This is a genomic window from Exiguobacterium sp. A1_3_1 (assembly GCF_048985645.1).
Classification (GTDB): Bacteria; Bacillota; Bacilli; order Exiguobacteriales; family Exiguobacteriaceae; genus Exiguobacterium_A; species Exiguobacterium_A indicum.
The window spans coordinates 1-12,449 of the sequence record NZ_WBYY01000088.1 but is presented as its reverse complement, the minus strand read 5'-3'; the positions used below and the strand labels follow the sequence as shown (position 1 = coordinate 12,449).

At 47.4% G+C, this 12,449-nt stretch carries 15 protein-coding genes; 11 read left to right on the top strand and 4 right to left on the bottom strand.

Annotation, left to right across the window (positions count from 1 at the left end; genetic code table 11):
• The 8 genes from F8N00_RS10535 to F8N00_RS10500 all read left to right on the top strand — a co-directional run.
• The coding region (locus F8N00_RS10535) for a DUF4113 domain-containing protein (RefSeq protein ID WP_421018182.1) at window positions 1-175 on the top strand (175 nt) is incomplete at its 5' end.
• Window positions 159-488, top strand: a complete 330-nt coding sequence (locus tag F8N00_RS10530) for a YolD-like family protein (RefSeq protein ID WP_023467027.1) — start codon at window positions 159-161, stop codon at window positions 486-488. The genes F8N00_RS10535 and F8N00_RS10530, both read left to right, overlap by 17 nt.
• A gap of 51 nt (window positions 489-539) precedes the next feature.
• Window positions 540-1,352, top strand: coding sequence for a ZIP family metal transporter (locus F8N00_RS10525; RefSeq protein WP_023467025.1), 813 nt, complete (start codon window positions 540-542; stop codon window positions 1,350-1,352).
• A gap of 359 nt (window positions 1,353-1,711) precedes the next feature.
• Window positions 1,712-2,548, top strand: coding sequence for an undecaprenyl-diphosphate phosphatase (locus F8N00_RS10520; RefSeq protein ID WP_023467024.1), 837 nt, complete (start codon window positions 1,712-1,714; stop codon window positions 2,546-2,548).
• A 107-nt stretch (window positions 2,549-2,655) separates the two neighbouring features.
• The gene (locus F8N00_RS10515) at window positions 2,656-3,249 is read left to right on the top strand and encodes a LemA family protein (protein WP_023467023.1); all 594 of its coding nucleotides are present in this window, start codon (window positions 2,656-2,658) and stop codon (window positions 3,247-3,249) included.
• On the top strand, window positions 3,246-3,983 hold the full coding sequence (locus F8N00_RS10510) for a TPM domain-containing protein (RefSeq protein ID WP_023467022.1): 738 nt from the start codon (window positions 3,246-3,248) through the stop codon (window positions 3,981-3,983). The genes F8N00_RS10515 and F8N00_RS10510 overlap by 4 nt, the downstream gene beginning before the upstream one ends.
• Before the next feature lie 18 nt (window positions 3,984-4,001).
• Window positions 4,002-4,265 (top strand): DUF1294 domain-containing protein, encoded by a 264-nt coding sequence (locus F8N00_RS10505; RefSeq protein ID WP_023467021.1) that lies wholly within the window; start codon window positions 4,002-4,004, stop codon window positions 4,263-4,265.
• 178 nt (window positions 4,266-4,443) lie between these two features.
• On the top strand, window positions 4,444-5,406 hold the full coding sequence (locus F8N00_RS10500) for an EAL domain-containing protein (protein ID WP_023467020.1): 963 nt from the start codon (window positions 4,444-4,446) through the stop codon (window positions 5,404-5,406).
• Between the two features lie 51 nt (window positions 5,407-5,457).
• Here F8N00_RS10500 and F8N00_RS10495 read toward each other — a convergent pair whose 3' ends face one another.
• Window positions 5,458-6,483 (bottom strand): iron-containing alcohol dehydrogenase family protein, encoded by a 1,026-nt coding sequence (locus tag F8N00_RS10495; protein WP_058714033.1) that lies wholly within the window; start codon window positions 6,481-6,483, stop codon window positions 5,458-5,460.
• 132 nt (window positions 6,484-6,615) lie between these two features.
• Here F8N00_RS10495 and F8N00_RS10490 point away from each other — a divergent pair, with 132 nt between their 5' ends.
• Window positions 6,616-7,431: an aldo/keto reductase gene (locus tag F8N00_RS10490; RefSeq protein ID WP_174315991.1), complete on the top strand. Its 816-nt coding sequence runs from the start codon at window positions 6,616-6,618 to the stop codon at window positions 7,429-7,431.
• A 111-nt stretch (window positions 7,432-7,542) separates the two neighbouring features.
• On the opposite strand, the gene F8N00_RS10485 is transcribed toward F8N00_RS10490, so the two are convergent.
• The 3 genes from F8N00_RS10485 to F8N00_RS10475 form a co-directional block, all read right to left on the bottom strand.
• On the bottom strand, window positions 7,543-8,286 hold the full coding sequence (locus F8N00_RS10485) for a general stress protein (protein ID WP_133208351.1): 744 nt from the start codon (window positions 8,284-8,286) through the stop codon (window positions 7,543-7,545).
• 128 nt (window positions 8,287-8,414) lie between these two features.
• Window positions 8,415-8,732 carry a DMT family transporter gene (locus F8N00_RS10480; protein WP_023467016.1) on the bottom strand — a complete coding sequence of 106 codons (318 nt, stop codon included), beginning with the start codon at window positions 8,730-8,732 and terminating at the stop codon, window positions 8,415-8,417.
• Window positions 8,729-9,058 (bottom strand): DMT family transporter, encoded by a 330-nt coding sequence (locus F8N00_RS10475; RefSeq protein ID WP_023467015.1) that lies wholly within the window; start codon window positions 9,056-9,058, stop codon window positions 8,729-8,731. The genes F8N00_RS10480 and F8N00_RS10475 overlap by 4 nt, the downstream gene beginning before the upstream one ends.
• A gap of 269 nt (window positions 9,059-9,327) precedes the next feature.
• Between F8N00_RS10475 and F8N00_RS10470 the strand changes: the two genes are divergently transcribed.
• Both F8N00_RS10470 and F8N00_RS10465 read left to right on the top strand, forming a co-directional pair.
• Window positions 9,328-9,882 (top strand): GNAT family N-acetyltransferase, encoded by a 555-nt coding sequence (locus F8N00_RS10470; RefSeq protein ID WP_023467014.1) that lies wholly within the window; start codon window positions 9,328-9,330, stop codon window positions 9,880-9,882.
• Window positions 9,883-10,023: 141 nt separating this feature from the next.
• Window positions 10,024-12,378: an SH3 domain-containing protein gene (locus F8N00_RS10465; protein ID WP_254606173.1), complete on the top strand. Its 2,355-nt coding sequence runs from the start codon at window positions 10,024-10,026 to the stop codon at window positions 12,376-12,378.
• Window positions 12,379-12,449 lie beyond the last annotated feature (71 nt).

Sequence of the window (12,449 nt, the reverse complement as noted above, 5' to 3'; positions counted from 1 at the left end):
AGACAGGCTCTGGAAACGGCGACGGTTATTAAAAGCAATGGATGTCGTTAACCTCCGCTACGGAAAAGGAACGATTCGCCTCGCTGTCTCGTTTCTTGATACGAGTGTCGCCAAACGTCGCCTTCGTTTTGTCGGCGGTCATCCGGGAGGTGATCTTCATGACAGCGTATCGTGATCGGGGAAATTTAAAATGGATTCCTTTTCTCATGCCGGAACATTTGCAATTGCTGCGGGAATACTATGTCCAGATGCATCAGCTCGACTTGCCTGAAATTGATGAACAGTTGCAAGAATCATGGCACTTTCTGCTTCAAGAAGCTTTAATAGAAGGAAACGAACTTGAAATCACGTATTATAAGGAAAGTAGCTACGTGACGGTCGTCGGTTTCGTCGAACGATTAGAACCCGAACGTTCCGTTCTCTTTCTGCGCGGACGTGAAGTCATTGAAATTCCCTTCACACGAATCGTCCGGATCGAAAACGGGTAAGCTCTCATACAGATGGATGCTTTAAATCGTGCCCGGAAAGAAGGAATAGTCATGTTGGATTGGTTTACTTCTCTCCCCGTCGTCGTGCAAGCACTGCTTGCCGGAATGATGACGTGGGGGTTAACCGCACTTGGTGCGGCACTCGTCTTTGTCTTTACGACGATTGAAAAACGCGTCATGAACATGATGCTCGGTTTTGCTGCCGGCGTCATGATTGCCGCGTCGTTTTGGTCGCTGCTTGCTCCTGCGATCGAGTTCACGGAGCAGGATGGAGGAATCGCCTGGATTCCTGCCGCCATCGGTTTTCTCGCTGGTGGATTTTTCGTCCGTCTCCTCGACTTCGTTACGCCGCATTTGCACTTATCTGCACCACTCGAGACAGCGGAAGGTCCTTCGACAGGACTCAAGAAAACGACGTTACTATTTCTTGCGATCACGTTGCACAATATTCCCGAAGGTCTTGCGATTGGTGTCGCTTTTGGCGCCGCTGCCTTGAACATGGACGGAGCGACCGTCGCCGGTGCTTTGACGCTCGCACTCGGGATTGGGATTCAAAACATGCCGGAAGGAGCTGCCCTATCGATTCCATTACGCGGTGAAGGGATGTCGCGCCGGCGCGCCTTCCATTACGGTCAATTGTCAGCGATCGTCGAACCGATTGCCGCGATGGTCGGAGCAGCCGCGGTCTTCTTCGTTCAACCGCTCCTCCCGTATGCGTTATCGTTTGCTGCCGGAGCGATGATTTTCGTCGTCGTCGAAGAATTGATTCCGGAATCACAAGCAGAAAACGGATCCGATTTAGCAACGCTTGGTTTGATGGTCGGTTTTACGGTCATGATGATTCTTGACGTCGCTTTAGGATGAAGCCGTTGCAAAACGAGCAGTGGATGATACCGTCTTCTGCTCGTTTTTCTGTTTGTAGATTCAGGCGCATTCTAGCAAAACCAATCGATTTGAAGTTTTTCTGACCTTGTGTCCTAACAGAAAAATTTCCCTATCTCTCATAACTATCTCAATGTGAATGGACACGACGGAGTGTCTTAGTCATATCCTATGGAATCTAGATAACTGCTCACTCTTATTCAAACGAATCTAGGCATCGGGTTTCGTCTGAAGCGCATCATACTTTCTCAGACCTGCGCCCGATATTCCGATTAGTTCTATCTCACAAGAATAAAACATGATATGTTTTTAACTAGCACATCGTATAGAAGGAGATTACCATGACAATCATTGAACTTTTAAAAGCGCTCTTACTCGGTTTCGTCGAAGGGATGACGGAATTTGCACCGGTCTCTTCCACGGGTCACATGATCATCGTCGATGACATGTGGTTGCAAACTACCGATTTTCTCGGTAAATATTCGGCGAACACCTTTAAAATCGTCATTCAGCTCGGATCGATTCTTGCGGTCGTCGTCGTCTTTTGGAAACGCCTCTTCAGCTTGATCGGTTTGTATAAGATTGAAGGCGAACATGACGCAGCAGGGACACACAAGTTAAAACTACGGCACGTCTTGATCGGTCTTCTACCAGCAGCTGTTCTCGGATTGTTATTCGAAGATTTCATCGATGAGAACCTCTTCTCGATTGAGACGGTCATCATCGGTCTTGCAGTCGGTGCCCTCTTGATGATTGCAGCCGATAAATTCGGACCAAAGGAACCAAAAACGACATCGCTTGATCAGATTACATATCGCCAAGCAGCACTCGTCGGTCTGTTCCAATGTATTTCCCTTTGGCCTGGCTTCTCTCGTTCTGGTTCAACGATTTCCGGAGGGGTCTTCCTCGGGATGAATCACCGGACGGCAGCTGACTTTACGTTCATCATGGCTGTACCGATCATGTTCGGTGCTAGTTTCCTTTCGCTCGTTAAGAACTGGGAGAACATTCAACCGAACCACTTCGCATTCTATGCTGTCGGTTTCGTTGCGTCGTTCGTGTTTGCCCTCTTATCGATTCGCTTCTTCTTGAAGCTGATCAACAAGATCAAACTCGTTCCGTTCGCCATCTACCGTCTTGTCTTAGCGGCTGTCTTAGCTGTCATCGTCTACATGTAAGTTCAAACCGTTAGCTATTTTAGCTGACGGTTTTTCATTTTTTTGAAACTAATTCAGTCGCTTAAGGGTATATAGGGATGAGACATAATTAAAGGAGTGAATGCCACATGGCACGCAGAAGTCGGAGTACATCAAAACTCCCAATCATCATCGGAGTCGTTATTGTTGCCGTGATTGCCTTTTTAGCAATCGGACAATACAATAGCCTCGTCAATGTAGAAGAAGATGTATCGAATAAATGGTCGCAAGTCGACAACCAAATCAAGCGTCGTGCGGATTTGATTCCGAATCTCGTTGAAACTGTCAAAGGTGTCGCGGGTCAAGAAGAAAAAGTATATGGAAAAGTCGCAGAAGCCCAAGCTGGTCTTGCGCGTGCTGCGTCAACCGAACAACGGATCGAAGCCGACCAACAAGTCACGTCTTCGCTTCGCGGATTGATTGCCTTGCAGACGACTTATCCTGAACTAAAATCAAGCGAACGGTTCCAATCTTTGATGGATACGCTGGAAGGAACAGAAAATCGTCTCGGGATCGCCCGCAAAGATTACAACGATGCTGTAACCCTCTATAACAAAAAACGTCGGAGCTTCCCAACGACACTCTACGCATCCGCCTTCGGATTCGAGAAAAAACCATATTACGAGATTTCAGACAGCGACCGGGAAAATCCGACCGTCGACTTTAACAGTGATTCGAAATGATTCGGCGGTGGACGCGACTTCTATTGAGCGCGTTCCTCGTCTTCTTCCTCTTCGTTCCAACAGCTAGTGCCGTTTCAGAACGGACGGGAGCAGCCTTCTTCATTCAGGATGATGCTCAGCTGCTCACCCCTTCGGAAGAAGCCGAACTCGCGCAACTCGGTCAGGAACTCGAACAATATACGACGGCACAAGTCGTCCTCAAGACGGTTCCCGATCTAAAGGGACAGGATTTAAGCTCTTACGCCAATGAAACGTTCCGGCGCCAAGGCATTGGTCAAGAAGGAAAAGACAATGGTGTTCTTGTCGTCGTCGCTCCAAACGAAAAGGATCGCCAATTTCGGATCGAGGTTGGGTATAAACTCGAAGGGATTTTGACAGACATCACAGCCGGACGTATTCTCGATCAATATGCTGTTCCCTATAAAGAGAACGGTGAGTATGGGAAAGCAGCGTCTGAAACATATAAAGCGGTCGTCAGTGTCATTTCAAAGGATCAGTCGCTTGAGTCACAGGATCCTCCGAAAACACAAAATGACGACGGACTTCCGCTTTGGACGAAGATTCTGATCGGTGCTGGATTACTGATCTTATTGTTCCTCGATATGAAGTTCACCGGTGGTATGTTCTTCTTCGCGATTTTGAACATCTTCTCCGCGATCATGCGTGGTGGCGGTGGAAATGGTGGCAGTCGTGGTGGTGGCGGAAGTTCCGGCGGTGGTGGTGCCGAACGGTAGAAAAGGAGTCGTTTTTTCATGAGGATCATCTTAGGGTATTACCTCCTCCTGACACTCATCGGATTTGTCTCGATGTGGCAGGATAAACGTCGAGCGCAACAACATGCTTACCGGACACCCGAAGCAACACTATTGACGATTGCTTTCCTCGGTGGTGCGCTCGGTTCTTGGATTGGTATGTACACAGTCCGGCACAAGACACGGAAAGCGAAGTTCCAATGGCTCGTTCCAATAGCCGCTATCTTGCATCTCGCTTTCTGGTTTGTTTACACTTCACAATGAAAGAATGTGACCGATAGAGAAGAGAACGTACGGAAATGTGTCCGTCGTTCCTTCTTTTTTTGTATGAGGTCAATGATTATGAATAACAGGTTTAATTTCTTTTTTGTTCAGGGTAAAGAATTTAACCAATTTAATAAATACATCTTTTTTTGATGTACTGAGAGGTGGACATCCCTTTATGTGGCATCCTTGCGCCGAATGTACGACATCAATCCGTTTCGTTGAAGCGGGAGCACTCCATATTCAATCACCAACGCCAGAAATCTATTCCTATCAATCGTTCGAACAGCTCGAACAGTTATTGACATCGCTCTTACGTGTAGCGGATTATCCAGTGTCGTGTCGCGCCACACAATCGCGTTACGTGACAGCACCTATCCTAGCTTCAGCGCTTCTAGAACAACTGAAGCATCGATCTGCGATTGATTTCATCCAGCATGGGGTCATGACGAGCCACCTACAACCGATTTATGATATCCAGCGTAACGTGCTCGTCGCGAACGAAGCCTTGCTACGAGCAGCTGATGACAATACGCCGATTTCACCAGGTGTCCTGTTTTCAACGGCCTCGAAGATGGGACTTCATTCCCGTCTCGATCAACGAGCGCGTGAAGAAGCCATCCGTGCGACGCACCATATTGGTGGCACAGCAAAAACGTTCATCAACTTCCTTCCTTCGACGATCTATAATCCGGAGTATTGCCTGCGCCATACGTTTGAGATCGTCGAACGTTATCAAGTCGATCCGAGTCGGCTCGTCTTCGAAGTCGTCGAAACGGAAAAAATTGAAGACGTCAACCATTTGAAACACGTCTTCGAACAGTATAAAAAGCAAGGCATTCAAGTAGCACTGGACGATGTTGGCGCTGGTTTCTCGACACTCGATATGTTGTCCTTGCTTCAACCGGATTATATTAAAATCGATCGTTCCTTCATCGATCACTGCGATACAAACTCAGAAAACGAAGCCTTTTTACGAAAAGCCCGCCATCTGACACGAGAAATGGGGATTCAAATCTTAGCGGAAGGTATCGAACGGCAAGAAGAACTCGATCTTTGCCGCGAACTCGGCTTTGATCTTGGTCAAGGATACCTACTCGGTCGCCCTGCTCCTTACGCTCGTTTTGCGAAAGCACAATAAAAATACGCACATGGACCGTCTGATGATTCGGTCCATGTGCGTATCTTTATGTTAAGTCGTCGAAACGGAAACCGTCTCGTTCCGTGTGATAGCATCGACTAATTGTTCTGTTGATACAATCGGACGCAACAGACGACACAGTTCCTCTTTTGATGTCCGTAAAGCAAGTGCTTCGACGACATCGAGCGATAATGCGAAGTCTGCGAGTGTCGTCGGCTGTTCTTGTACAAGAAGATAGTCACGCAACTCTGCATAATCGTCATCATGTCCGAGTAACTTCTCCTGAACGAGTAGTCCGTAACCGACCTTACTCCCGTGTAAAAACGCATGCGTTTCTGGATGAGGCGATAACGCGTTATGCACTGCGTGTCCGATTGCACCACGCGTCGCCGCGTCACCAAAACCACCAATGCTTCCGGCTAACGGAATGACGGTTTCGACGAGATGTTGGATTTCAACGGGATACTCACGAAAACGCGTTTCCGTTATATTCGTCGACAAGATAAGATCCTTACAACGTTCAGCTGTCCGAAGCGCCATCTCAATGATGGGATCTTCAGCCGATGATCCGCTTAAGGCACGTGCTTCATACCACTTCGCTAGCGTATCGACGAGTCCCGCTACAAAATAAGCATACGGACTTGCTGCGATGATCCGATGATCGAGTAAAAGGGCTTCAATCACGACGGGGAACGTATCAAATCGGATGTACTGTCCCTCTTCGTTATACATGACACTGAGCGGAGTCCACGGAGCACAGTTCGAGACGATCGTCGGAATGACGATGACCGGGCGTTGTAATTGAAACGCGACCTGTTTTGCCGTATCAATGACACTCCCACCTCCGAGCGCGAGAATCACATCGTATGGAGCACATACCTGTTTGAAAGCTTCCACCTGTTGATCCGTACAATGCCCTTCAAATAAAAGACGTGGTAATGCTGGTAAAGCAAAAGCGGCTGCTTCATAGGCTTGACGTCCATGAATCAGGACTGCTGAACGATTACCTATCACTTCTTTGAGTTGATCGAGCGCGTTTTCCTCATGTATGTATTGCAAAACAGCTTGTCGAATCACAGAATCGCCTCCTAATATTTGTTATCGCTCAGTATACGCAAAAGAACCCGCTTCGGCAATCATTCGATTTTTATAAGAGGAGCGCGTACACTAGAAAAGAGAAGAATTTACTAAGAAGGAGTCGATGAATCGATGCAACAGGTTACGTTAAACAACGGTATCAGCATGCCCCAACTCGGATATGGTGTCTTTAAAGTACCGGAAGAAGAAGTATATGAAGCGGTCAGCGAAGCACTCCGCGCCGGGTATCGTTCGATCGATACGGCGATGATTTACGAGAATGAAGAAGGTGTCGGTCGCGCGCTGCGTGACTCCGGCATTCCCCGAGAAGAGATCTTTCTGACGACGAAAGTCTGGAATTCCGATCACGGCTACGAAGAGACACTTGCCGCTTTCGAGACGAGTCTACAAAAGCTTGGTGTCGATTATGTTGACTTGTATCTGATTCATTGGCCGATGCCAAAAGAAGATCGTTATGTCGAGACATGGCGGGCGCTCGAACATCTCTATGCCGAAGGGAAGACGCGTGCTATCGGTGTTTCGAACTTCCATATTCCGCACTTGGAACGAATTTTAGCCGAAGGATCGATCGTTCCTGCCGTCAATCAGATTGAACTCCATCCGTTCCTTAGCCAAGAAGCGATCCGAGACTTTTGCCGCAAGCACGGTATCGTCGTTGAAGCTTGGAGTCCGTTGATGAAAGGACGCGACGCGTTGACGCATCCGGTCATCGTCGATATCGCGAATCGTCATCAGAAAACGCCGGCTCAAGTCGTCCTCCGTTGGCACTTGCAACACGACATCGTCGCGATTCCGAAATCCGTCACGCCAAGCCGCATTCGCGAAAATCTTGATGTCTTCGACTTCAGCTTGTCAGACGTTGATATGCAAGCGATTGATCAATTGAACGCCAACGTGCGTACAGGATCAAATCCGGATCATAAATAAGGCGAGACGATTCTCATTTAATCTCCATACAAAAAGAAGGTACTTTTCGGATTTGATCCGGAAAGTACCTTCTTTGATGATGACCCTAACGCGTGATTCCAATCGATTATTTTAGCGGTCTAAATTATTTCCATGATCTTGCTTGGCGATGTCATCCGATTGATGTTTCGATTGACGACGTTCTTCGCCGTCTTGCGTTGCATCATGTTCTTTTTCCTCGCGTTCTGTTTCCGGACGTCGGAAATCGTCATCCCGACGCATTGCAATATCCGGTTCTCGGTTCCCGTCGAGTTTTTTTGAATGATCGATTGCCTGCTCGTCTTGCGGCATCTTATCCGTACCGGCGCGATGCAAATCAATTTCCGCATGCTCTTCCTTCGAATCTTTATCAACATCAAGCGGATTACCGGAGCCGAGCTGTGCATTGGAGTTCGCATCTGATGACGTATGCGTCTCTTCGCCACTACCATAACGGACTTTTACATCAGGATGCGTATTGTCTGTATTTAAATGTGGATCGAACTGGATGTCTTGGACTTCAAGTAACAGAACGAAGCCCCCACCTTCGACTTCCGTTTTGCGTTGTTCGATTTCATTGTCTGATAGATCAAGTGACCCAAACAAATCATCGACTTCTTGATCGCGTCCTTTATTCCCACGAATCCGATCAATCCAAGACGGTTTCGTCGTCGCGATTTCTGCGTCCATTTGGCTACGGACGAGTGCGATGTTCGACTTCTCCTTGACGATGACGTAGAAGTCTTCCTCCCGGTGTCCTTGAATGTGCAGTTCGTCCATTTTTGAGATCAATTCTTCCTCTGAATAGAACGTTCCGATATATTGTTTCGTTTTCATGGATGTTCTCCCCTTATTAACACGATTTGTCATGCGTGACTTCTATAAGGAGTATTTCCTCTTTTGCGTTAAAATATGCCAAAAAATATGCGTTCCGTTAAAACGTCATCTGTTTGACATGTAAACGATCATTCGCCGACGAGTTTCAGACCAATCGTCGCACTTAAGACAAGACCGATACAAACCAGTCGCTTCCAGTCTTTTGATTCGTTATAGAGCACCATGCTGAGGATCGCACCGCCCGCTGCTCCGATTCCCGTCCAGACCGCGTACGCCGTTCCCATCGGTAAACCATTCATTGCAAGCGTTAAGAATAGGAAACTGAGTCCGAATCCTGTTCCCATCAACAGTAAATTCTTCGCATTCTTATTTTGATTGAACGTATTGATCAAGACGACACCAAACATCTCAAAGATTCCGGCAATGATTAAATAAATCCAACTCATGCTGATTTCTCCTCTCCACTGACTAACTTCAGACCGATGACGCCGACGAGTAAGACAGCGATCAATACTAATTTCATCACGGAAGCGGCTTGGTCGAATAACACGATGTCCGTCACGACCGTTCCTGCTGTTCCAAGACCGACGAAAACAGCATAGACCGTTCCAACTGGTAAATGGTTACTCGCTTTAATTAGCACGGTAAAGCTAACGATGATACAGACGATCGTTGCAGCCCACTCAAGTGGTGTTGCCGCATGTTTTAATCCGATGACCCAGCCCACTTCAAAACACGCTGCGACGATGATCCCAATCCAATACTTTGCCATAATAATTGCCTCCTAATAGGTAAATTCAAATGAAAAAGCCCGGGAGCAAGCGAGACGATTCGCTTTACTCCCGGGCTTTTATCCCTCCGTTGCATGGACAAACGTCCATGTTCCTCCCTCGGTCCAGTCGTACGGAACCCTAGAGGATACTCCCTATTCCATTCGATACAACCACCCTAGCACGCCCTTTTTCCCATGTCAAACAGGAATCTGTTCCCCATCTGTCAAATAGAATCAAAGTGACTTCATCTGAATGAGGAGGATGCTGCATGCGTTATAAAATCAATGATCAACTTCGGATTCGTCGTTTTACACCAGAAGATGTAGAAGCGGTTCACGCCTATGCCTCACAACCCATCGTCAGTCAATTCCAGTCATGGGGACCGAATACCGAAACGGATACGAAACAATTCCTACACGATGCGCTTGAAAGTGAACTCGAGACACCAAGACGTCGTTATGTCTTTGCCGTGACGTTTCCAAGTGACGTCGTCATCGGTGCCGGTGAACTCGTCATCACAGACGTTGAGAATAAAATCGCCGAAATCGGATACGTCCTCTCGCCTGATGAATGGGGGAACGGATACGCGACGTCAATCGCCTCTTTCCTTCTCCAATTCGGTTTCGAAAAACTAGAACTACACCGAATCACGGCAACGTGTGACCCACGAAACGTCGCTTCCGAACGTGTCTTGCAAAAGGTCGGCATGACGAAGGAAGGACAGCTTCGCGAGACGGTCTATCTCGAAGACCACTGGCGTGATTCCTTGATTTACGGCATGCTCGACTGGGAATGGCAAGTGGATCACGAAGAAGATAACTAACATATGACTTCAAACGGTGTGCCGAGGCATACCGTTTTTTCATGAACAACCTCCTATTTTTTTGATTTTTATCAATTTTTAAACAAGCGCATGCTACACTATTCATAATGACAAATTTTAAGAATTGGAGTGAACCTCTTGATGAAAAAATGGACTGCTCATGTTGCTGGACTTGCCGCAACGTTAATGTTGAGCTCGGTTTTACCCGCACCCGCTTTTGCTGAATCGCCACCTGTTCAACCGACAGCAGAAACACAAACAGTCACCGAGACAACCGGGACGGCTTATTTGAAAGAGGATGCTGCGTTGCTACAAACGGCTGATTCCACAACGGTCATCCAACAACTACCAGCGGGAACGACATTCAAGACACTCGGTACGGACGGTGACTTCACTCGTGTCAGTTGGCAAGAAGGTACTGCTTATGTCGCAACAAACGCGTTAACGCAAACAGCACCTGTTTTTCAAAAACAAGCAACGCTGATGTCGAAAAGTCCACTCTCATTAGTTGCTTCACCATTTGATCCCACCGTCGTGACGACACTTCCCGCTTATCAGCGAATCGATACATACGGCACCTTCGACACGTTCACGCGTCTGAAATGGAACGAGCAATACGTCTATGTATCAACGACACAACTCGAGCAACTTCCGAAATTGGTTGGGACGCGTTATGCCAAACGAGCGACTTCTCTTTTCGTTGAGCCGAAGACGACGAGCGCGAAGACTGCCGTCACTCAAAATCAAGCATTCGAAACGTTCGGGACGACGGGTACTTTTACACGTGTGGCGACTAAGACCGGTTACGCCTTCGTATTGACGACTGATTTAGCTGATACGCAGGTCGTGAGCCATCCAGAAACAGGAGTGCGTTACGTCCAACAGCAGACGACGGTCTATGCCACTGCGACTACGAAAGGAGAAGTCGTACAATCGCTTCCTGTGAATACTTCTCTTCAGACGTACGGCGTCGAGGGTTCATTTACACGAATCAAACGAAACGACGAGTATGCCTATGTATTGACGGCACATCTCGGTACGTTGAAATACTATCCAAAGACCGCACGCCTCTATGTTCAGCGCGCTACACCGATCTATAATGCACCGAATGCTTCCGGCTCCATAATCGATCAACAAAAAACAAATACTTTATTAACGATCTACGGTAAAAGTGGCGTCTACAGTCGAATTATTTTCCGCGGAGTCCATGCCTACGTTAAAACAGCTGATCTTGGTAGTGAAAAAGTATACACCGCAACCGGAACACGGTACGCCAAACGCAACTTGTCCGTCTATACGTCTGCTTCAACGAAAAGTAAAATGATGTATTCTGTCAAACGAGCTGACAAACTAACGATTTACGGCACGAGCGGTAGTTACACACGATTAAAAAAAGGGACGGTCTATGGTTACGTCAAGACGAGTGATCTCGTCACGAAAAAGCCGGATCTGTATGACGTTACCGGTCAACGTTACGTGACAGAGGACGACGTCGTCATTCGGTCACAGGCAAAACTGTCGGGTAAAAAAATCGGTACGTTGAAAAAAGGAAAATCGATCACCATCTATGGAAAAAGCGGTTATTTTACACGTGTCAAATATAACAATATCTTTGGTTTCGTCGATTCGAGTCGGATCGGACTAAATAAACCAAAAGCAAAAGCGAAAAAAGGGACAACGTTTTATGTCCATCTGGACCAAACGCCACTCTTCTCTGCTGACGTCGCTTACAGTCGGCCAGCTGCCTATTTGAAAAAAGGGACAAAATTGATTGGTCTGAAATCAATTGATGATGATTTTTGGCAAGTTCGCTTAGTCAGCGGTCAAACGGGTTACGTCCTCAACCCTTATATCAGCACGAGCAAACCCGATATGAAACTGACACAAAAAGCAATCAATCGAACGAAAATCTATACCGTCAAACAGACGACATCCTTCTTTTCGAGTCCAACCAGTCCAAAAGGCAGCGGACTCGTTGAGCAAGGCAAACGTGTTTATCCGCGTCACCGGGTCGGAAACTTCTATGTCATCCAGTCAGGCTGGACACCCGTCTATCTTCCGGTCTCAGCTGTGACGATTACGTCTGATAAACGGGTCATTAAAAAGAATAACACGCGCGGTGAAAAGCTGATTCAAGCAGCCGTCCAACATATCGGTACACCTTACACATGGGGATCGCAAAATGCCGTGAACGGTGGCTTCGATTGTTCCGGTTTGATTCACTACGCGACAAATAAGGCTGGAAAATACGGTGGTCGGACGAACGTTCGCGGCTACTGGTACGGTGCTTTCTTTACGAATCGCCGGACGAGTATCTCGAGTGGTAAACGCTCGGATATCGTCTTCTTCCAGAACACCTACACGGATGGTCCATCGCATATCGGAATCATGCTCGATAGCGAACACTTCATCCATGCGGGCGGTTCACAGCTCCAAATCAATTCGATTTATGAACCGCGTTGGCAAGAGCATTTCCTCGGATTTAAATCGATGTAAGACAAAAAAAGACGAAGCCGTCGAATTCGACGGCTTCGTCTCTTCCTGTCTCTTATACACATCTCCGAGCC